Raw genomic sequence first — 18,895 nt, 5'->3', positions numbered from 1 at the left:
GTTCAGAGCAGGCGGCGCCGGGCGAGGTCACGCATCAGCGCTCCCACGCCATAGCGCCACGGTTCGATCCGGTCACTGGTGTTGACGCGGTTCACGAGTGTACCGAGGCCCGCCGTCGAAATGGCCACCACGTCTCCCACGGCATGGGTGAAGCCCTGGCCCGGTGCGAAGCGGTCCTTGGTCGGCGCGAACATCGTGCCCAGGAACAGCACGAGCCCGTCCGGATACTGGTGGCTGGGGCCGATGGCGTGCTCCACCAGCTCCAGTGGATCGCGGCTGATCAGCTTCAGGCTGCTGGAGCCGTCCATTTCGAACCCCTCGGGGCCGAACACTTTCATCGCGAGGTCAGCCTGCCGCACCTGGGTGATGCCCCAGTGCGGGTCGAACAGGCGGATGAAGGGGCCGATCGCGCAGCTCGCGTTGTTGTCCTTGGCCTTGCCGAGCAGCAGCGCGCTGCGCCCCTCGAAGTCGCGCAGGTTGACGTCGTTGCCGAGCGTGGCGCCGACCGTCTCGCCGCGGCTGTTGACCACCAGGACGATCTCCGGCTCCGGGTTGTTCCACGCGCTCTTGGGGTGGATGCCGATCTCGGCGCCGGTGCCGACCGCGCTCATGGGCTGCGACTTGGTGAAGATCTCGGCGTCGGGGCCGATGCCGACCTCCAGGTACTGCGACCACAGGTTCTTGGCCAGCAGCACCTGTTTGAGCTGGGCTGCTTCGCTCGATCCCGGCCGCACCTTGGACAGGTCGTCGCCGATCACGGCCACCACTTCCTTGCGCACCGATTCGGCCAGGGCCGGGTTGCCGCGCGCCTGCTCCTCGATCACCCGCTCGAGCATGGACGCCACGAAGGTGACGCCCGAAGCCTTGACTGCCTGGAGGTCGCAGGGCGCGAGCAGCCAGGGTGTCTCGTCCACGCGGGCGTCGGCGCTGCTGTTGGCGATGACGTCGGCGACCGCCGCGATGCGCGGCGCGGGATGATTGCGCACCGCCGTGGCCGGATCCGGCAACTCCAGTAGCGCGCTGCAGGTGGGTGCGAGGCCGGAGAGGTCGTACAGGGACTGGTGGTCGGCACGGACCAGCACGGGGCCCTGGCCTTCGATCCACACGCGTCCCACGAGCGTGGCTTGCTGCGCATCGGCGGGCAGCGTCGCCTTCAGGAAGGTTTGCATCAGTTGGGCGGGTGTTTTTTCTTGGCCTGCACCGCCACCCAGCGGGCGGCAAAGGGCTGCAGGTCGGCCATGCGCTTCAAGAGGTCGACGCCGCTGGCGGTGACACTGTAGCCGTCGCCGTTGTGGTGCATCAGGCCGGCTTCGCGCAGTTCCTTGATGCGGGTGTTCAGCGTGTTCGGCGTGATGCCGCCCACGCTGTCCTGCAGCAGGCGGAAGGTCTGCGGATGGCCGTCGCGCAGCGCCCAGAGCACCCGCATGGCATAGCGCGCCTCCAGCAGCGCGAGCAGCTGGTTGGTGGCGGCGTTCTCCTTGACACTCATTCGCGGGGCACTCCTGGCGCCCACGCGAAAGCGGGGCGGGGGAACGGAGTGTACGCAGCCTGCGCTATACAAACAATAGCGTTCGTCACCCCCGCGCAACGGCCGGGCCGCGAGGCCCGTTCAGGCCGGTCGGTAGACCTTCTTCAGCAGGTTCAGCAGGGTGCGCTGTTCCGCAGGCGACAGCCGCGAGGCCACCTCCGCCTCCAGCGCCGCGACGGTCTTCTCGGCGTCGCGCATGAGCTTGTGGCCGGAGGCGGTCAGGTGCAGGCCGACCGCCCGGCCGTCGCGTGGATGCGGCTGGCGGGCGATCAGCTCGCGCTTTTCCAGCGCATTGACCAGGCCCACCAGGTTGGGCGGCAGGATGCCGAGCGCCGTGCAGAGCTGGCGCGAGGTGATGCCGGGGTTGTGCGTCACCAGGGACAGCACGGAGAACTCCACCGGCTTGAGCTGGAAGGGCGCCATCCCGTCGAGGAAGACGTCGATGGCCGCCAGCGCGGCACGGCGCGCGTTGTACCCGAGCAGGGTCTCCAGGAAGGACGTATCCACTTCCTCCACCATGGCGGGCGGGGCGTTGCGGGCGGGACTGGCGCGGGGCATCTGCGGTGCGTCGGGACGGTGGCGGTCAGGGCGTGCGGCAGCTGAAGCTGGCGGCGTCCTCGGGGTTGCCGCGGCCGTCGTAGTGGGCGTACTGGGGATACGGGCACAGCGGGCGCGAACGGCCGGGGAACACGCTGGTCCCCGTGGCGACGATCTTCTGCGGCGCCTGTCCCTTCTCGACCCAGTCGACCAGGGCGCCCAGCCCGTCCCAGCTGTCGGTGGCCGCGCCGCCGGCGCAGTGGCCCATGCCCGGGACCAGGAACAGGCGAGAGAAGTCGGCGGTGGCGGCGCCGTGCTTGGCGGTCAGCCGCTGGTAGTAATCGATCATCTCGTGCGGCGAGAAGATGGGGTCGGCGAGCCCGTGGGCGAACAGCAGCTTGCCCTGGCGCGCGCGGAAGCCGGCAAGGTCGACGTCCTTCTCGGTGTCGAACATCCAGTCGTGCGCATCCATGCGCGCGGGATCGCGGTCGAAGTCGAACGCGAAGATGGACAGCGAGCGGTCGGGCGGCGTCACGAAGTAACCCTGCAGCGCGTCCTGCATCAGGAAGACGTGGCGCGAATTGGGCACCGCGGTCTGCGAGTTGCCCAGCTTCCACATGCGCCAGTCGTTCGCCGGGTGGCCCATGCCCGGGTCCCACGGCCAGCTGAAATAGAGCTTGCGGCCGGCGGAATCGACGGGGCCGCCGAACATCTTCTGCAATGCGCTGACCTGCGCGGGCGCCAGGCAGTCGGCGCTCTTGCCGCCGCTGCAGGCGAGCGAACGCACGTCGAACCGGCAGGCCGCGGGATGCGACACCAGGCCGTCGGCCAGCCCGTCCTGCGCATCGCAGGACTTCAGGATCGCGTTGCGCACCAGCGCGAGGTCGGAATCGTTCAGTGCGCGCGCGAGGACCGGCTTGCCGTCGGTCCCGGCCGGCGCGATCGCGCCCAGCGCCTGCGTGTCCCAGGCGGCGGCAATCGTCGCGCCCTTGGACACGCGCATCGCCGGCGCCATCGCGATCACGCCGTCGAAGTAAGAGGGGAAGCGCTGCGTGAACATCATCCCCTGCCGGCCGCCGCCCGAGCAGCCGATGAAGTAGGAACGGTCCGCCGGCTTTCCGTACCAGCGGCGGACGATGTCCTTGGCCGTGACGGCGACGCGGTCGTGGGCGTTGTACGCGTTGTCGACGCGTGCCACGGGATCGAAGCCGAAGCCGGCGTCCGGCCCCTGGTGGCCGGCGTCAGTGGTCACCACCGCGAAGCCGCGATTGAGCGCATAGCCAGGTGCGGCCTGCGGCCCGACCGCGGGGCGGATCACGCCGTCGTTGCCGCCGCCGCCCTGGTACAGGAAGCGGCCGTTCCATTGCGCGGGCAGGCGCAGCTCGAAGCCGATGTGGTACGGCTTGCCGTCGACGCCGGTGCGCTCGTTCATGCGGCCCTGGATGCGGCAGTGCGCCACCAGCAGCGGGCCCGTCGTCTGCCCGGAGGGACGCACGGTGTCGCCCGCGATCGCCTCGGCCTCGGTGATGCACACCCCCGGCACGGCGAAGGCCTGGGCCGCGCTGGCGCAGGCGCTGGCCGAAGCCGCGGGCGGCGCCGCCGGACCGGGCGCACCGCATGCGGCGAGCAGCGCGGTGGCGCAGGCAAGGGAGGACAAGCCAAGTCGGCGGTTCTTCATGCGATGGTGTCCTTGGCCGCTCTGGCTGCGGCGTCGTCCGGGCGCGTGCGTGCCGCACCCAGGTAGGTTTCGATGACGCGGGGATCGCCGGACAGCTGCATCGCCGGCCCCTGCATGCTGATCTCGCCGGTCTCCAGCACGTAGCCGTAGTCGGCGACCTGCAGCGCGGCGCGCGCGTTCTGTTCCACCAGAAGGATGGACACGCCCTGTTCGCGCAGGCGCTCGATGATGTGGAAGATCTCGCGCACCACCAGCGGCGCCAGGCCCAGGCTGGGTTCGTCCAGCATCAGCAGCTTGGGCTGCGCCATCAGCGCACGGCCCACCGCGAGCATCTGGCGCTCGCCGCCGGAGAGCGTGCCGGCCAGCTGCGTGCGGCGTTCCTTCAGGCGGGGGAACAGTTCGTAGACCCGCTCCAGGCCGGAGCGCCAATTGGGGATGCGCAGCTTCATCGGCCGGAAGCCACCCAGGACCAGGTTGTCCTCCACCGGCATCGTGCCGAACAGCTCGCGCTTTTCCGGCACGAGGGCCAGGCCCAGCATCACGCGCTCTTCGAGGGTCGTGTCGGCGAGATCCTGGCCGTCGAAGCGGATCAGGCCGCGCGCCGGCAGCAGGCCCATGAGGGCGTTGAGCGTGGTGGACTTGCCGGCGCCATTGGGGCCGATCACGGTCACGACCTGGCCGCGCGCCAGTTCGAAGTTCAGCCCGGTGAGCACCTCCGCGCGGCCGTAGCCGGCGTGCAGGTCCTTCACGGCCAACAAGGGGGATGCACTGTCCATCAGTGCTCCGTCCCGAGGTAGGCGGCGCGCACCGCGGGGCTGGCCTGCACTTCCGCGGGCGTGCCTTCCAGCAGCCGGGTGCCGAACTCCATCACCACGATGCGGTCGGTCAGGCCCATCACGAATTCCATGTCGTGTTCCACCAGCAGCAGGCTCATGCCTTCGCCCTTGAGCTGGCGCAGCACGTCGGCCAGCGCCTGCTTTTCCTTGTGGCGCAGGCCCGCCGCCGGCTCGTCCAGCAGCAGCAGCGCCGGGTCGGTGCACAGCGCGCGCGCGATCTCCATCAGCCGCTGCGGGCCGAGCGCCAGGTTGCCGGCCAGTTCGTGCATGCGGTCCGCCATGCCGATGCGCGCCAGCTGGCGTTCCGCCTCGGCGAACAGCCGGCGCTCCTCCTCGCGGTCCAGGCGCAGCATGGCCCGCGTGGTGCCGCTCTGGCCGCGCAGGTAGCCGCCGAGCGCGACGTTCTCCAGCACGGTCATCTCCGGGATCATCTTCACGTGCTGGAACGTGCGCGAGATGCCTCGCCGCGCGATCTCGCGCGAGGGCAGGCCGCCGATCGCCTCGCCGCGCCAGCGCACCTGGCCGCCGGTGAGCGACAGCACGCCCGTGATCAGGTTGAAGGTGGTCGACTTGCCGGCGCCGTTGGGGCCGATCAGCCCGACGATGTCGCCCGCGTTGATCGCGAAGCTGACGTCGTTGACCGCCACCAGGCCGCCGAACTGCTTGCGCACGGCGTCGACCTGCAGCAGCGCCTCGCCGCGCGCCGGCTTGTCGCGCGCGGGCAGCGGGGCCGCCGACGCCCAGTCGCGCTTGCGGTCGGCGCGCGGCAGCAGCTTCTGCACGAAGGTCCACAGGCCGTCCGGCGCGTACTTGAGCACCACCACCAGGACGATGCCGAACACGATGGTCTCGAAGCTGCCGCTGGTGCCGATCAGTTTCGGCAACAGCACCTGCAGCTGGTCTTCCGTGAGCTTGACCACCGCGGCGCCGAGGAAGGCGCCCCACACGTGCGAGACGCCGCCCAGCACCGCCATGAACAGGTATTCGATGCCCTTGCCCAGGGAGAACGGCGTGGGGTTGACCGTGCGCTGGAAGAAGGCGAACAGCCAGCCCGAAACCGCGGCCAGCACGGCGGCCAGCACGAACACCACCAGCTTGTAGCGGAAGGTCGAGATGCCCATGGCCTCGGCCATGGTGGAGCCGTCCTTCACGGCGCGAATCGCACGGCCCGGCCGCGAATCGAGCAGGTTGCTGCAGCCCAGCGCCGCGAGCAGGGCGATCACCCAGATCACCCCGTGCAGTCCGCGGCCGGTGCCCAGGTCCATGCCGAACAGCTTCAGCGTCGGCACGCCGAGCAGGCCGTCGTACTTGCCCAGGAACTCCATGTTGCCCATGGTGTAGTAGAGGGCCAGGCCCCAGGCGATGGTCGCGAGCGGCAGGAAGTGGCCCGACATGCGCAGCGTGATCGCGCCCAGGATCAGCGCCGCGATCACGGCCAGGCCCACACCCACCAGCAGGGCGAGCCAGGGCGAGGACGCCAGCTTCACCGTCATGAAGGCGGCCGTGTACGCACCCACGCCCACGAACGCGGCCTGGCCGAACGAGGTGAGGCCCGCGACCCCGGTCAGCAGTACCAGCCCCAGCGCCACCAGCGCATAGAGGCCGATGTAGTTGCTCTGCGAGATCCAGAAGTCCGGGACGGGCAGCGCCGGCAGCACCAGCATCAGCAGCGCGAACAGCGGAAAGGCGTAGCGGCGCAAGGCCATCAATGTTCCTCCGCGTGCGGGTCCGCCAGCGAGCGCCAGAGCAGCACCGGCAGGATGGACGCGAACACGATCACTTCCTTGAACGAGCTGGCCCAGAACGATCCGAAGCTTTCCAGCAGGCCCACCGCGAGCGCGCCGACCAGCGCCAGCGGATAGCTGGACAGGCCGGCGAACACCGCGGCGACGAAGCCCTTGAGGCCGATCAGGAAGCCGCTGTCGTAGAAGACGGTGGTGGTCGGGCCGATCAGCAGGCCCGAGAGCGCGCCGATCAGCGCCGCCATGGTGAAGGCCAGCCGCCCGGCGCCGCTGGAGGAGATGCCCATGAGGCGGGCGCCGGCACGGTTGACGGCGGTGGCGCGCAGCGCCTTGCCGGTGAGCGTGCGCTCGAAGAACAGGTACAGCAGGACGATCAGCGCCAGCGAGGCGATGAAGATGATGATGGTCTGGCCGGTCAGCGCCAGCGCGCCGGCGGAGAAGCGGCTGTCCCAGAAGCTGGGATTGCGGAAGCCCTCGGCGCCGAAGAAGAACAGCCCCAGTCCGACCAGCGCGAAGTGCACGCCGACCGACACGATCAGCAGCACCAGCACCGACGCGTCGGCCAGGGATTCGTAGGCGAGGCGGTAGATCAGCGCACCGAAGGGCGTCACCAGCGCCAGCGTCAGCAGCGCCTGCGCCACCAGCGGCAGGCCGCGCGGCGCGGCCCAGATCGCGATGGTCGATGCGATCACTGGCCAGGCCAGCGTGCGCACCACCTGCAGGGCGACGCGCCGGGCGGGCAGGTGATGCCGCCAGCCGTTGACGATGTCGCCCAGGGCCGCGAGCACGGCGAGGGCGAGCAGGAACCACACCGTCCCGGGCACCTTGCCCGTCTGGAACAGGGCGAGTGTCAGCGCGCCGAAGGCGACGAACTCGCCTTGCGGAATGAAGATCACGCGCGTGACGGCAAACACCAGCACCGTCGCCAATGCGAGCAGGGCGTAGACGGCGCCGTTGGTGAGGCCGTCCAGTGCGAGGATGCCGGCGATCGAGAGGTCCATGGAGGATGTTCCGGGTTTTCGTTCCCTCCCCCTTTGGGGGAGGGTGAGGGTGGGGGCGCGGCGGCACTGAAGAAGCGCCCCCATCCCGACCTTCCCCCAAAGGGGGAAGGAGCAAGGCAGGACCGCTTACTTCTCCACCACGAACTTGCCGTCGCTGACCTTCAGCATGACGCCCGTCTCGTTGGTGTAGCCCCAGTGATCGTCCTTGGTCCAGTTCATCACGCCGTGCGCGAACACGGTGCGGCCCATGGTTTCCATGGCGTCGCGCAGCGCGGCGCGGAACTCGGGCGTGCCCGGCTTGGCCTTCTTCAGCGCCACCGGAACGATCTTCTCCATCACGATCTGGAAGTCGTAGGAGTGGCCGGCGAACTGGTTGCGCGAGCCGGCGCCGTTGGCCTTCTCGTACTTGGTCACGAAGTCCATCGCCACCTTCTTGGAGGGATGGCTGTCGGGCAGCTGCTCGGCAACCACCGCCGGGCCGGACACGACGAAGGTGCCTTCGACGTCTTTGCCACCGATCCGCACCAGGTCGGGCGTCGCCGCGGCGTGCGTCTGGTAGATCTTGCCCTTGTAGCCGCGCTCGACGATCGCCTTCTCCGGCATCGCGGCGCCGGAACCGGTGGCCACCACAACCATCGCGTCCGGGTTGGCGGACGCGAGCTTGAGCGCCTGCGGCGTGACGCTGGTGTCGGCGCGCGCGAAGCGCTCGGCCGCCACCACCTTCATGCCGTTCTTTTCCGCTTCCGCCGTCAGCGCCTTCAGCCACAGTTCGCCATAGGCATCGGTATAGCCGATGAAGCCGATGGTCTTGATGCCCTGCTTCTTCATGTGCTGGACCATCGCGTGGGCCATCACGTCGTTGCCCTGGGGCAGGCGGAACAGCCAGTGGTCCTGGCCGGGCGGCACGCCCACGGGCGAACCGGCGATCTGCAGCGTCTTGTTCTCGGCGGTGACGGGCGCCATGGCCGCGGCCACGGGCGTCAGGCCCGAGCCGTAGATCACGTCGACCTTGTCTTCGGTGATCAGGCGGCGCGTGTTGCTCACGCCCTTGCCCGGGTCGGACGCGTCGTCCAGGATGATCAGGTTGACCTTCTCGCCCGCGATCTCCTTGGGGAACAGCTTGAGCTGGTTCTGCATCGGGATGCCCAGGCCCGAGCCGGGGCCGGTGAGCGACAGCACGACGCCGACGTTGATGTCGGCCAGCGCGGCGCCGGCGGCGGACAGGGCCACCGCGGCGGCGATCAGGGTGCGTACGAGTTTCATCTTCTGTCTCCGGGTTGAAATGCGTTGTTCAGCGCGGCGCCATGCGCAGCGCGCCATCGAGGCGGATCACTTCGCCGTTGAGGTGGGTGTTGGTGACGATATGGCAGGCGAGCTGGGCGAACTCTTCGGGTTTGCCCAGGCGCGGCGGGAAGGGGATGGAGGCGGCCAGCGAAGCCTGCACCGTCTCGGGCAACTGCTTCATCAGCGGCGTGGCGAACAGGCCGGGCGCCACGGTGCACACCCGGATGCCGTGCTGCGCAAGGTCGCGCGCCATCGGCAGCGTCATGCCGACCAGCCCGCCCTTGGATGCGCTGTACGCCTGCTGTCCGACCTGGCCGTCGAAGGCCGCGACCGAGGCGGTGAACATCATCACGCCACGCTCGCCATCCTCCAGCGGCGCCAGCCTGGCGCACTCGGCGGCGAACAGGCGGCTGGCGTTGTAGGTGCCGACCAGGTTGACGTTGATCACGCGGGCGAAGTCGTCCAGCGGCGCCGCGCTGCCGTCTTTCTGCACCACGCGCCTGGCGCTGCCGATGCCGGCGATGTTCATCAGGATGCGCGCGGGTCCGTGGGTCGCGGCGGCCCTGGCGATCGCGGCGGCCATGCTGGCGGCATTGGTGATGTCGCACTGGCAGGCCACGGCGCAGCCGTCTCCATATTGCTCGCCGATGTCCGCGGCGACCTTCTCCGCTTGTTCGAGGTTGACGTCGAGCACGGCGACTTTGGCACCGAGGCGCGCGAGCTCGCGCGCGGTGGCTTCGCCGAGGCCGGAGGCGCCGCCGGTGACGAGGGCGGCTTGTCCCTGGATGTTCATGCGCTCTCCTGGCTGGGTTTCAGGGTGAAGGGCAGGCGGTCGTCGTGGAAGGCCTGCACCAGCGCGTCGCGGTGCTTCAGCACGGCGCGCTGGTTGATCGAGCCCTTGTCGGTGACCTCGCCCTTGTCGATGGAAGGAGGCTCATCCATCAGGTGCAGGCGGGCCACGCGGTTGGCGCTGCCGGTGGCGGTCTTCGCCAGTTCGTCCAGCATGTCCTGGAAATGGTCCTGCACGGCGGCGCTTTCCAGCACCTCGCGCAGCGGCGTGTCGGGCGGAAGGTGCGGCGCCAGCTTGCGCACTTCGGGGCGCAGGAACAGCAGGGCGCCCATCTCGTTGCGGTTCAGGCCGGTGATCACCGCATCCTGCACGTAGGGCGCGCCGGCGTTGATGATCTTCGCGCGCAGCGGTCCCACGCTGACGAAGGTGCCGGTGGCGAGCTTGAAGTCTTCGGCGATGCGGCCGTCGAACTTCAGGCCCAGGTGCGGGTTGGACTCGGCGATCCACAGCACGGCGTCGCCGGTGCAGAAGAAACCTTCCTCGTCGAAGCAGTCCCGGGTGGCTTCGGGATTGCGCCAGTAGCCCGGCGTGACGTTCGGGCCCTTGTAGCGGATCTCGGTCTTGCCCTGGGTGGGAACGAGCTTCAGTTCCATGCCCGGCGTGGGCAGCCCGATGTGGCCGGACTTCACGTCCGGGTTGGTGATGAACACCGCGAAGGGCGAGGACTCGGTCATGCCCAGGCCGGTGCCCATGACGATGCGTTCGCCGATCTCCTCCTCCTGCACCTCGTGCAGCAGGTCCCAGATCGGCTGGGCCAGCGCGGCGCCGGAGTAGAAGAACATGCGCACGCGCGACAGCAGGTTCTTGCGCAGCACGGGGTCGGCCTTCATCGCGTGGGCGATCGCCTCGAAGCCGGTCGGCACGTTGAAGTACACGGTGGGCGCGACTTCGCGCAGGTTGCGCAGCGTCTCGTGCATCAGCGCGGGCGTCGGCTTGCCGTCGTCGATGTAGAGCGTGCCGCCGTTGTAGAGGACGAGGCCGACGTTGTGGTTGCCGCCGAAGGTGTGGTTCCAGGGCAGCCAGTCCACCAGCACCGGAGGCTCCTCGGCCAGCACCGGCATCGACTGGCGCATCTGCTGCTGGTTGGCGCACCACATGGCATGGGTGTTGATCACCGCCTTGGGCAGCTTGGTGGAACCCGAGGTGAACAGGAACTTGGTGATGGTGTCCGGGCCGGTGGCCTGCATCGCCGCATCCACGGCCGGGGTCGGCTGCGTCGCCAGCAACTGCGCCAGCGGCGTGGTCTCGCGGCCTTCGATGCGGCCCTCGCCCAGCACCACCTCGACGTCGGGGCCGACGGTGGCCAGCACCGCGCGGGCATAGCGGGCGTCGGGCGCGAACACCAGGCCCGGGGTCAGCGTGGCCAGCACGTGGCGCAGCTTGTCGAAGTCCTGGCTCACCAGCGAATAGGCGGGCGACACCGGGCTGTGCGGGATGCCGGCGTACAGCGCCCCCAGCGCCAGCAGCGCGTGTTCGATGCTGTTCTCGGCGAGGATCACCACCGGCCGGTCGGCGTTCAGGCCGCGGTCCAGCAGGGCCTGGCCGATGCTGCGCGCGCGCTCCAGCGCCTCGCGCCAGGTGACGGTGGTCCAATCGCCGGTGCTGCCGTCGGCATTGCGCCGGCGGCGCGCCATGAACACGCGGTCCGGGTGCTGCGCGGCCCCGTGCACCAGGCGGTCGGTCATCCGGTGGGCGTGCGGCTGGAGGCCGGATTCGGCACGCACGTAGCGCACGCCGCCGGGGCCGTCGCGCAGGATCGCGCGGGTCACGCCGAAGCGCAGGGGGCGGTAGGCGGCGGCCGCTCGCTGGGGGGCTCTCATCTCTTGTCTCCTCGGGGCCTGCGCCACGTTCAGCGCTTGCCGACTTTCGCGGCGCGGCCTTCCAGGAAGTCGCGCACGCGCTGCTTGGCTTCCGGTGCGCTCTGGGCGATGGCGGCCATCAGCGCTTCGGTCAGGAAGCCCTGGTCGGCGGGCTGCTCGGCAATGCGGGGCAACGCATGCATCAGCGCGTAATTGGTCAGCGGTGCGTTCTCGGCGACCCGCCTGGCAATCTCGATCGCCCGGGCGGACGCCTCGCCGGCGGGCACCAGGTACTGCGCGAAACCCGCGCGCTCGCCTTCGTCCGCCTGGTAGACCCGGCCGGTGAACATCATGTCGGCCATGCGTGCGGCACCGATGAGCCGCGGGATGCGCACGGCGCCGCCGCCGCCCACGAAGATGCCACGGGCGCCTTCCGGCAGCGCGTAGAAAGCGGTCGCGTCGGCCACGCGGATGTGGCAGGCCGCCGCCAGCTCCAGCCCGCCGCCCACCACCGCGCCGTGCAGCGCGGCAATGACCGGAACCGGGCCGTACTGCACTTCCTCCAGCGCGGTGTGCCACATGCGCGAGTGGTGCAGGCCGGCGCCGGCATCGCGCTCCTTCAGCTCGGACAGGTCGAGCCCGGCGCAGAAGTGGTCGCCGGCACCGTCGAGCACGGCCGCACGCACCGTCGAGGGCAGGTTCTGGAAGGTATCCCGCACGCCCATCACGAGGCTGTCCGACAGGGCATTGCGCTTTGCGGGACGGTTGAGCCGGACGATGGCGACGGGGCCGTCGATCTCGAGCAGGATGTCTTTGTGGGTGGTCATGAAGTGTTTGCGGAGTGGGTGCATTGTTTGTTATAAACAATAACCAAATCAAGGCCGCCGCCCTAGGGCTTACCCTAGGAACCACCGAAACCGGAGACAACCATGGACCACGCGAACCTGGTCGCGATCGACGTGCACACGCACGCCGAAGTCAGCTGCTGGAACCCCTTCGACAACTACGGCGAGGAGTACGACCGCGCGGCCGACAAGTACTTCCGCAGCAACCGACGCCCGACCATCGCCGAGACCATCGCGTACTACCGCGAACGCAAGATCGGCCTCGTGATGTTCACGGTCGACAGCGAGTCCCAGCTCGGGCGCCGCCGCATCCCCAACGAGGAGATCGCGCAGGCCGCGCGCGAGAACAGCGACATGATGATGGCCTTCGCCAGCATCGACCCGCACAAGGGCAAGATGGGCGCGCGCGAGGCGGAACGCCTGATCAGGGAAGAAGGCGTCAAGGGCTTCAAGTTCCACCCGACGGTGCAGGGCTACCACCCCTACGACAAGATGGCCTGGCCGATCTACGAGGTGATCAACGCGCACAAGATGCCGACGATCTTCCACACCGGGCACAGCGGCATCGGGTCTGGCATGCGCTGCGGCGGCGGGCTGCGGCTGGAGTACAGCAACCCGATGCACCTGGACGACGTCGCGATCGATTTCCCGGACATGCAGATCGTGATGGCGCACCCCAGCTTCCCCTGGCAGGACGAGGCACTGTCGGTGGCCACGCACAAGCCCAACGTGTGGATCGACCTCTCGGGTTGGAGCCCCAAGTACTTCCCCAAGCAGCTGGTTCAGTACGCGAACACGCTGCTGAAGGACCGCATCCTGTTCGGCAGCGACTACCCGCTGATCACGCCCGATCGCTGGATGAAGGACTTCGAGGACGCCGGCTTCAAGCCGGAGGTGATGCCCGGCATCCTGAAGGGCAACGCCGTGCGCCTGCTCGGGCTCGACCAGTCCAAGGCCTGAGGCCATGGGGCCGTTCTTCCGCGGCCTCGCGGACATCGAGGCGCTGGAGCGCACGCCGTACGAACAGGCGATCCCGGCGCGCACGACCTACGGGCTGATCGCGCGGGCGGCGCAGCGCTTCGGCGACCGCATCGCCTTCACCTACCTGCCCGACGGCGAACTCGCGACGCCACCGCAGCGCATCACCTACCGTGAACTGCTGGCCCGGATCCATCGCGCCGCCAACCTGTTCCGTCGCCTCGGGGTCGGACCCGGCGATGCGGTGGCGATCCTCGCGCCCAACGTTCCCGCCACCCACTACGCGCTGTGGGGCGCGCAGGTCGCGGGCCGCGCCTGCCCGATCAACTTCATGCTGCAGCCCGACCACGTCGCCGCGTTGCTGGACGCCAGCGGCGCCAAGGTGGTGGTCGCGCTCGGTCCGAACGCGGAGCTGGATGTCTGGTCGGCGGTGCAGAAAGTGCCCGGCCTGGCGTCGCGCACCGTGCTGGCCATCGGCAGCAGCTTCGACGACGCGCTGGCGAACGAATCCGAGGTGCTCGGCTTCGATCCGCAGCTGGGGCCGGGCCGCATCGCGGCGCTGTTCCACACTGGCGGCACGACCGGCGCGCCCAAGCTGGTGCAGCACACGCACGGCAACGAGGCACACACCGGCTGGTTCGCGCATCGCTTCTACGGCTTCGACGAACACACCGTCGAGGTCAACGGCTTCCCGCTGTTCCACGTGGCCGGCGCCTTCGTCTACGGTCTCGCGCTGCTGGCCATCGGCGGCACGCAGGTGCTGCCGACGGTGAGCGGCATGCGCAACGCCGCCTTCCTGCGCAACTACTGGAAGTTCTGCGAACGCGAGGGCGTCACGGCGCTCGCCTGCGTGCCCACCATCCTGGCCGGTCTGTGCAACCAGCCGGTGGACGCGGACATCTCCCGCGTGAAGGTCGCGTACACGGGCGGCTCGCCGCTGCCCACCGAACTGGCGGCGCGCTTCGAGAACACGCTGGGCATCGCGGTGCGCAACATCCTGGGCATGACCGAGTGCGCGGGGCTGGTGGCTATCGAGCCCTTCCTCTCGCCGCGCGTTCCGGGGTCGGCCGGACTGCGCCTGCCCTACACGCAGGTGAAGGTGGTGCCCTGGGGCGGCGCCAGCCTGGCGCTGGGCGAGGAATGCGCCGGCGGCGAGACCGGCGTGGTGGTGCTGCGCGGTCCCAACGTGAGCCCGGGCTATACCGACCCGGCCCGCAACGCCGGCATGTTCGAAGGCGGCTGGCTGGTCTCGGGCGACCTCGGCCACCTCGACGCGCAGGGCTACCTGCACGTCACCGGCCGCGCCAAGGACGTGATCATCCGCGGCTCCCACAACATCGATCCCGGCCTGGTCGAGGACGCCTTCCTCGCGCACCCGGCCGTGGCGATGTGCGCGGTGGTGGGGGAGCCCGATCCCCATTCCGGCGAGGTACCGGCCGCTTTCGTGACACTCAAGCCCGGCATGCAGGTCACCGCCGACGCGGTGCTGGGCGAGGTCGCGGCGCACGTCTACGAGCGCCCCGCCGTGCCCAAGCGGGTGGTGGTGCTGGAGGCGCTGCCGCTGACCGCGGTCGGCAAGGTCTACAAGCCGGCGCTGCGGCTGCGCGCCACCGAACTCAAGCTGCAGGAAGTGCTGTCCGCCGCGGCGCCGGGCGTGACGCTGCGGGTGAGCGCGAAGGAAAAGGGCGCCGGCTGCATCGCGGAGGTGAAGGTGCAGGCGGCACGGGATGCAGCGCTGGAGCAGCGCCTGCGCGATGCGCTGGGCGCGATCGCGGTGGAGACCGTCATCACGTTCGAGCGGTAGAAGGCCTCCTGTAGGCTGGGGTGAGCGCGCAGCCGAACCCCAGCGCTTCCGCGCGATCGCTGGGGTGCCGCTTCGCTCGCACCGCCAGCCTGCGAGATCACCAACCTCCGCAGGTGAGCCACTCGTCCACGTCGCGCAGGCGGTCCGATCCCCAGAAGGGCTCGCCGTCCACCACCACGGTCGGCGAACCGAAGATGCCCGCCTGGATCGAGGCGGCCACCGCATTGCGCAGCAGGGTCGCCGCTTCGTCGCTGGTGGCGCCTTCGATGACGGCGGCGGGCTCCAGGCCCGCGGGCAAGGCGATGGCGGCGACGGCTTCGGGTGTCGAGAGGTCGCGCCCCTCCGCCCAGAACGCGTGGAAGAGCGCGTGCGCAAGGGGAACCGCCAGTTCCGGATGGTGCCGCTTGACCCAGTAGAAGGCCCGGGCCGGCGGCAGCGGATTGCCGACCGAGGCGTTCAGGTCGCGGCCCAGCGGGATGCCGAGTCGGCGCGCCTGCCGCAGCACGTCGCGGCGGGCGTAGTCGCCCTTGAGCGGCGTGTCCAGCAGCGGCTTGAGCCCCATCACCTTGAGCACCGCCACGCCCAGCAGCATCGGCCGCCAGTCCACCGTGCGTCCGTGGCGCGCGGCCAGGGCCTCGACCTGCCGGCTGGCGAAGTAGCCGTAGGGCGAGATGAAGTCGAAATAGAAGGCGATCGGCGCGGCCATCCGAGCAGCTTAGCGCCGTGCTCGACCGTTGCATCCGACTACAAACCAAAGCGTTGTCCGCGCACGCCGCCGGGCTGCAACTCCACACGGATAGCCGCTTCTAACACGAATGGAACAGCTGATAGCCAGCGGGGGGAGGGGCCTTCGCTGATGGTGGATTACCTGATCGGCGTCGATGGCGGCGGCAGTGGCACGCGCGCCCTGGTCCACCATGTCCGTCACGGCGCGGTGGGCACCGGCTCGGCCGGGCCCTCGGCTCTGCAGCAGGGCATCCCGCAGGCCTGGGACCACGTGCGGCTGGCGGTCCGGCGCGGCTTCGAGTCGGCGGGCGTGGCGGTTCCCCCGTGGCAGCGCTGTGCCCTGGTGGCCGGCCTGTCCGGCGCCAGCCACGCGCCGTGGCGCGACGCCTTCCTCGCGGCCGATCCGGGCTTCGCCTTGCTGCAGGCGGAGAGCGACGCGTTCACCATGCTCATGGGTGCGCATGCCGGCAAGCCCGGGGCCATCCTCATCGCCGGCACCGGCAGCATCACCGAAGCGCTCCGCGCGGACGGCAGCCGCGCTACAGTCGGCGGATGGGGTTTTCGCGTGGATGACGAAGGCAGCGGCGGCTGGCTCGGGCTGCAGGCGGTGCGCCACGGGCTGGCGGCCTTCGACGGCCGCGCCAATCCGGGGCCGCTGGCCCGCCGGGTGTGGATCCACTGCGGCGACGAGCGCGAGACCCTGCAGGCCTGGTGCGGCAGCGCCGGCCAGTTCGAATTCGCGCAGCTCGCGCCCGCCGTGTTCGACTGCGAGGCGAGCGATCCGGTCGCCGCCCGCCTGCTGGAACAGGCGACCGCTGCCCTGGAGGACCTCGCCCTCGCCATCGATCCGCGCGCCCGGCTGCCCCTGGCGGTCGCCGGCAGCATCGCCGAACGCCTTGCCCCGCGCATGCGGCCTTTCGTCCGCGGCCGCATCGTTGCCGCACGCGCGGGCGCTGCGGAGGGTGCGCTGATGCTGGCGCGCACCGCCGTGCAGCAGGAAAGGGAAGCGGCGCTGTGAGCCGCGGCCTGCAGGGACGCATCCTCACGCCCGCGGGCCTGGTCGAGGGCGTCCTGCGCATCGGCGCGGACGGCCGCATCGCCGCGATCGAAGCCGCACCGATCGCGCTGGAGCGGGCCCGCGAACCGGGCGCCCCGTTGCTGCTGCCCGGCTTCGTCGACCTGCACGTCCATGGTGCAGCCGGGCGCGACATCATGGAAGGCGGCGACGCCGCGCTGCAGGTGGCGCGCCGGCACGCCGAACACGGGACGACGTCCTTGCTGGCGACCACGATGACCGCACCGGTCGAAGACCTGCGGCAGGCGTTGGCCGCCATCGGCGCGCTGTGCCGGGAGGGTGCGCCGGGCGCGGCCCGGGTGTTGGGCATGCACCTCGAAGGCCCGTACATCAATGCCGGGAAGCTGGGCGCGCAACCCGACTTCGCCCGGCCGGTGTCGCTGCACGAACTGGAGGAACTCGACTCGTTGGCGCCGATCCGCCTTCTCACGCTGGCGCCCGAGGTGCCCGGCAACATGGACGCGATCCCGCAGCTGGTGGCCGCCGGATTCCGGGTCCAGCTGGGGCACACGCTGGGCACCTACGAGGACGGCGTGCAGGCGCTGGAGCGGGGCGCGCGGGGCTTCACCCACCTGTTCAACGCCATGACGCCGCTGCACCACCGCATGCCCGGCATGGTGGGCGCGGCGCTGGCGCACGCGCACTACGCCGAAATCATTCCCGACCTGCTGCACGTGCATCCCGGCGCCATCCGCGCGGCGCTGCGCAGCATCCCCGGTCTCTACTGCGTCACCGATTCGACCTCCGCCACCGGTATGCCCGATGGCGAATACCGGCTCGGGAGCCAGCCCGTCACCAAGTGCCTGGGCGGGGTGCGCCTGGCCGACGGCACGCTGGCCGGCTCCACGCTCACCATGGACCGCGCGCTGCGCAACCTGGTCGACGTCGTCGGCCTGCCGCTGGACGACGCGGCGCGCCGCCTCGCCACCCACGCGGCGGATTTCCTGGAGCTCGGCGACCGCGGTCGCCTGGCTCCTGGCGCCTGGGCCGACGTGGTGGTGCTGGACCGCGACCTGCGCGTGCAGGACGTCTTCATCGAAGGAGGGGCGCTCGATGTCGCGCATGCTGGATGAAGCCCGCGAGGCGCCCGAAGCGGTCGCCCGCCAGCTGCGGCAGGACCGCGAGCGCTGGCGCGCCTTCGGCGAGCGGCTGCGCCGGCAGCCGCCGGCGTCGCTGCTGACGATCGCGCGCGGCAGTTCCGACCACGCCGCGCACTACGCGGCCTACCTGATCATGGCGCGGCTGGGGCGGCTGGTGACCTCGATGCCGATGTCGCTGGTGACGCTGTACCAGTCGGAGATCCGCAGCGAGGGACTCGCCTCGTTCGCGTTCTCGCAGTCGGGCCAGAGCCCCGACCTGGTGGGGCCGACCCGCTGGTTCCGCGAGCGTGGCGCGGTGACCTGCGCTTTCGTCAACGATCCGGACTCGCCACTGGCGCACGCGGCGGAATGGCTGTTCTGCCTGCATGCGGGCGCCGAGCGCAGCGTGGCGGCCACCAAGAGCTTCATCGCGCAGCTGGTGGCCGGGGCGCGGCTGGTGGCGTCCTGGCAGGATGATGACGCGCTCGGCGCCGCGCTGGAAGAGCTTCCGCGCGCCCTGGAGCTCGCCGCGCGCGCGGACTGGTCGCCGGCGCTGGAAGTCTTGCGGGAAGCTGACCGCCTCTTTGTCGTCGGCCGCGGTCTCGGGTTGCCGGTCGCGATGGAAGCGGCGCTCAAGTTCAAGGAGACCTGCGGCATCCAGGCCGAGGCCTTCTCCGGCGCGGAGATCCAGCACGGGCCGATGGCCCTGATCGACGAAGGTTATCCGCTGCTGCTGTTCGCGCCGCGCGGACCCGCGCAGGCCGGCCTGCTGGAGCTCGCCGCGGCGATGCGCGCCCGCGGTGCACACGTGCTGCTCGCGGCGCCGCCGGGCACGCCCGGCGCGGTGCTGCCGCTGGTGGAGAGCAGTGTGCCCGAGCTCGACGCAGTGTGCGCGATCCAGAGCTTCTATCCCATGGTGGAAGCACTCGCGCGGGAGCGCAGTCACGATCCTGACAGTCCGCCGCACCTGCGGAAGGTGACGCGCACCCGCTGAGGATGAAACGCACCGTCGTTTACATGCGCTCGTGTTTGTCCTTAGCAACTCTCACCTCTTGTTTTTATCTACCGTTCACCTACAGTGAAGTCGGCGTTCGGCCTACATGGCACGTTGAGCCAGAAAGCTGGTGCCGGAG

Annotated in this window: 17 protein-coding genes; 5 read left to right on the top strand and 12 right to left on the bottom strand. The window is 70.1% G+C overall.

Translation table 11 applies throughout. From position 1 onward, the window contains the following. Positions 1 to 2: 2 nt before the first annotated feature. The 11 genes from AC1DSA_RS18905 to AC1DSA_RS18855 form a co-directional block, all read right to left on the bottom strand. On the bottom strand, positions 3 to 1,172 hold the full coding sequence (locus tag AC1DSA_RS18905) for a fumarylacetoacetate hydrolase family protein (RefSeq protein WP_477892163.1): 1,170 nt from the start codon (positions 1,170 to 1,172) through the stop codon (positions 3 to 5). Then, positions 1,169 to 1,489, bottom strand: coding sequence for a winged helix-turn-helix transcriptional regulator (locus AC1DSA_RS18900; RefSeq protein ID WP_477892005.1), 321 nt, complete (start codon positions 1,487 to 1,489; stop codon positions 1,169 to 1,171). The genes AC1DSA_RS18905 and AC1DSA_RS18900 overlap by 4 nt, the downstream gene beginning before the upstream one ends. 120 nt (positions 1,490 to 1,609) lie before the next feature. Continuing rightward, the gene (locus AC1DSA_RS18895) at positions 1,610 to 2,086 is read right to left on the bottom strand and encodes a MarR family winged helix-turn-helix transcriptional regulator (protein ID WP_477892003.1); all 477 of its coding nucleotides are present in this window, start codon (positions 2,084 to 2,086) and stop codon (positions 1,610 to 1,612) included. A gap of 25 nt (positions 2,087 to 2,111) precedes the next feature. Beyond that, complete coding sequence (locus AC1DSA_RS18890) at positions 2,112 to 3,743, bottom strand: tannase/feruloyl esterase family alpha/beta hydrolase (protein WP_477892001.1); 1,632 nt, start codon at positions 3,741 to 3,743, stop codon at positions 2,112 to 2,114. After that, positions 3,740 to 4,519, bottom strand: coding sequence for an ABC transporter ATP-binding protein (locus tag AC1DSA_RS18885; protein ID WP_477891999.1), 780 nt, complete (start codon positions 4,517 to 4,519; stop codon positions 3,740 to 3,742). Before AC1DSA_RS18885 ends, AC1DSA_RS18890 begins: the two co-directional genes overlap by 4 nt. After that, entirely contained in the window at positions 4,519 to 6,285 is a 1,767-nt protein-coding gene (locus AC1DSA_RS18880) for a branched-chain amino acid ABC transporter ATP-binding protein/permease (protein WP_477891997.1), read from the bottom strand. Before AC1DSA_RS18880 ends, AC1DSA_RS18885 begins: the two co-directional genes overlap by 1 nt. Beyond that, positions 6,285 to 7,322, bottom strand: coding sequence for a branched-chain amino acid ABC transporter permease (locus AC1DSA_RS18875; protein ID WP_477891995.1), 1,038 nt, complete (start codon positions 7,320 to 7,322; stop codon positions 6,285 to 6,287). Before AC1DSA_RS18875 ends, AC1DSA_RS18880 begins: the two co-directional genes overlap by 1 nt. Positions 7,323 to 7,448: 126 nt before the next feature. Then, on the bottom strand, positions 7,449 to 8,585 hold the full coding sequence (locus tag AC1DSA_RS18870) for an ABC transporter substrate-binding protein (RefSeq protein ID WP_477891993.1): 1,137 nt from the start codon (positions 8,583 to 8,585) through the stop codon (positions 7,449 to 7,451). Positions 8,586 to 8,613: 28 nt separating this feature from the next. Further along, positions 8,614 to 9,399: an SDR family NAD(P)-dependent oxidoreductase gene (locus tag AC1DSA_RS18865; RefSeq protein ID WP_477891991.1), complete on the bottom strand. Its 786-nt coding sequence runs from the start codon at positions 9,397 to 9,399 to the stop codon at positions 8,614 to 8,616. Further along, entirely contained in the window at positions 9,396 to 11,276 is a 1,881-nt protein-coding gene (locus AC1DSA_RS18860) for a feruloyl-CoA synthase (protein ID WP_477891989.1), read from the bottom strand. The genes AC1DSA_RS18865 and AC1DSA_RS18860 overlap by 4 nt, the downstream gene beginning before the upstream one ends. Positions 11,277 to 11,305: 29 nt before the next feature. Further along, positions 11,306 to 12,082, bottom strand: coding sequence for a crotonase/enoyl-CoA hydratase family protein (locus AC1DSA_RS18855; RefSeq protein WP_477891987.1), 777 nt, complete (start codon positions 12,080 to 12,082; stop codon positions 11,306 to 11,308). Positions 12,083 to 12,184: 102 nt separating this feature from the next. Between AC1DSA_RS18855 and AC1DSA_RS18850 the strand changes: the two genes are divergently transcribed. Further along, complete coding sequence (locus AC1DSA_RS18850; protein ID WP_477891985.1) at positions 12,185 to 13,060, top strand: amidohydrolase family protein; 876 nt, start codon at positions 12,185 to 12,187, stop codon at positions 13,058 to 13,060. Between the two features lie 4 nt (positions 13,061 to 13,064). Then, positions 13,065 to 14,882, top strand: a complete 1,818-nt coding sequence (locus AC1DSA_RS18845) for an AMP-binding protein (protein ID WP_477891983.1) — start codon at positions 13,065 to 13,067, stop codon at positions 14,880 to 14,882. A 97-nt stretch (positions 14,883 to 14,979) separates the two neighbouring features. Here the strand turns inward: AC1DSA_RS18845 and AC1DSA_RS18840 are convergent, their stop codons facing one another. Continuing rightward, positions 14,980 to 15,588 carry a DsbA family protein gene (locus AC1DSA_RS18840; protein WP_477891981.1) on the bottom strand — a complete coding sequence of 203 codons (609 nt, stop codon included), beginning with the start codon at positions 15,586 to 15,588 and terminating at the stop codon, positions 14,980 to 14,982. Positions 15,589 to 15,738: 150 nt separating this feature from the next. Here AC1DSA_RS18840 and AC1DSA_RS18835 point away from each other — a divergent pair, with 150 nt between their 5' ends. Genes AC1DSA_RS18835 through AC1DSA_RS18825 form a run of 3 tightly spaced genes read left to right on the top strand, consistent with a single transcriptional unit; the run spans position 15,739 to position 18,756 of the window. After that, positions 15,739 to 16,626 carry a glucosamine kinase nucleotide-binding domain-containing protein gene (locus AC1DSA_RS18835; RefSeq protein WP_477891979.1) on the top strand — a complete coding sequence of 296 codons (888 nt, stop codon included), beginning with the start codon at positions 15,739 to 15,741 and terminating at the stop codon, positions 16,624 to 16,626. Further along, the gene (nagA, locus tag AC1DSA_RS18830; RefSeq protein WP_477891977.1) at positions 16,623 to 17,756 is read left to right on the top strand and encodes an N-acetylglucosamine-6-phosphate deacetylase; all 1,134 of its coding nucleotides are present in this window, start codon (positions 16,623 to 16,625) and stop codon (positions 17,754 to 17,756) included. Before AC1DSA_RS18835 ends, nagA begins: the two co-directional genes overlap by 4 nt. Next, complete coding sequence (locus AC1DSA_RS18825) at positions 17,746 to 18,756, top strand: SIS domain-containing protein (protein ID WP_477892161.1); 1,011 nt, start codon at positions 17,746 to 17,748, stop codon at positions 18,754 to 18,756. The genes nagA and AC1DSA_RS18825 overlap by 11 nt, the downstream gene beginning before the upstream one ends. Positions 18,757 to 18,895 lie beyond the last annotated feature (139 nt).

It is taken from the genome of Ramlibacter sp. P4_H7 (genome assembly GCF_056400765.1).
The sequence above is the reverse complement of the archived record's forward strand: the minus strand, read 5'-3'. Positions and strand labels throughout refer to the sequence as shown.

Bases quoted from the DNA above. Each gene is read 5' to 3' on its own strand.
- AC1DSA_RS18900 (WP_477892005.1), bottom strand. From the start codon at position 1,489: ATGAGTGTCAAGGAGAACGCCGCCACCAACCAGCTGCTCGCGCTGCTG.
- AC1DSA_RS18895 (WP_477892003.1), bottom strand. From the start codon at position 2,086: ATGCCCCGCGCCAGTCCCGCCCGCAACGCCCCGCCCGCCATGGTGGAG.
- AC1DSA_RS18890 (WP_477892001.1), bottom strand. From the start codon at position 3,743: ATGAAGAACCGCCGACTTGGCTTGTCCTCCCTTGCCTGCGCCACCGCG.
- AC1DSA_RS18885 (WP_477891999.1), bottom strand. From the start codon at position 4,519: ATGGACAGTGCATCCCCCTTGTTGGCCGTGAAGGACCTGCACGCCGGC.
- AC1DSA_RS18880 (WP_477891997.1), bottom strand. From the start codon at position 6,285: ATGGCCTTGCGCCGCTACGCCTTTCCGCTGTTCGCGCTGCTGATGCTG.
- AC1DSA_RS18875 (WP_477891995.1), bottom strand. From the start codon at position 7,322: ATGGACCTCTCGATCGCCGGCATCCTCGCACTGGACGGCCTCACCAAC.
- AC1DSA_RS18870 (WP_477891993.1), bottom strand. From the start codon at position 8,585: ATGAAACTCGTACGCACCCTGATCGCCGCCGCGGTGGCCCTGTCCGCC.
- AC1DSA_RS18865 (WP_477891991.1), bottom strand. From the start codon at position 9,399: ATGAACATCCAGGGACAAGCCGCCCTCGTCACCGGCGGCGCCTCCGGC.
- AC1DSA_RS18860 (WP_477891989.1), bottom strand. From the start codon at position 11,276: ATGAGAGCCCCCCAGCGAGCGGCCGCCGCCTACCGCCCCCTGCGCTTC.
- AC1DSA_RS18855 (WP_477891987.1), bottom strand. From the start codon at position 12,082: ATGACCACCCACAAAGACATCCTGCTCGAGATCGACGGCCCCGTCGCC.
- AC1DSA_RS18850 (WP_477891985.1), top strand. From the start codon at position 12,185: ATGGACCACGCGAACCTGGTCGCGATCGACGTGCACACGCACGCCGAA.
- AC1DSA_RS18845 (WP_477891983.1), top strand. From the start codon at position 13,065: ATGGGGCCGTTCTTCCGCGGCCTCGCGGACATCGAGGCGCTGGAGCGC.
- AC1DSA_RS18840 (WP_477891981.1), bottom strand. From the start codon at position 15,588: ATGGCCGCGCCGATCGCCTTCTATTTCGACTTCATCTCGCCCTACGGC.
- AC1DSA_RS18835 (WP_477891979.1), top strand. From the start codon at position 15,739: ATGGTGGATTACCTGATCGGCGTCGATGGCGGCGGCAGTGGCACGCGC.
- AC1DSA_RS18825 (WP_477892161.1), top strand. From the start codon at position 17,746: ATGCTGGATGAAGCCCGCGAGGCGCCCGAAGCGGTCGCCCGCCAGCTG.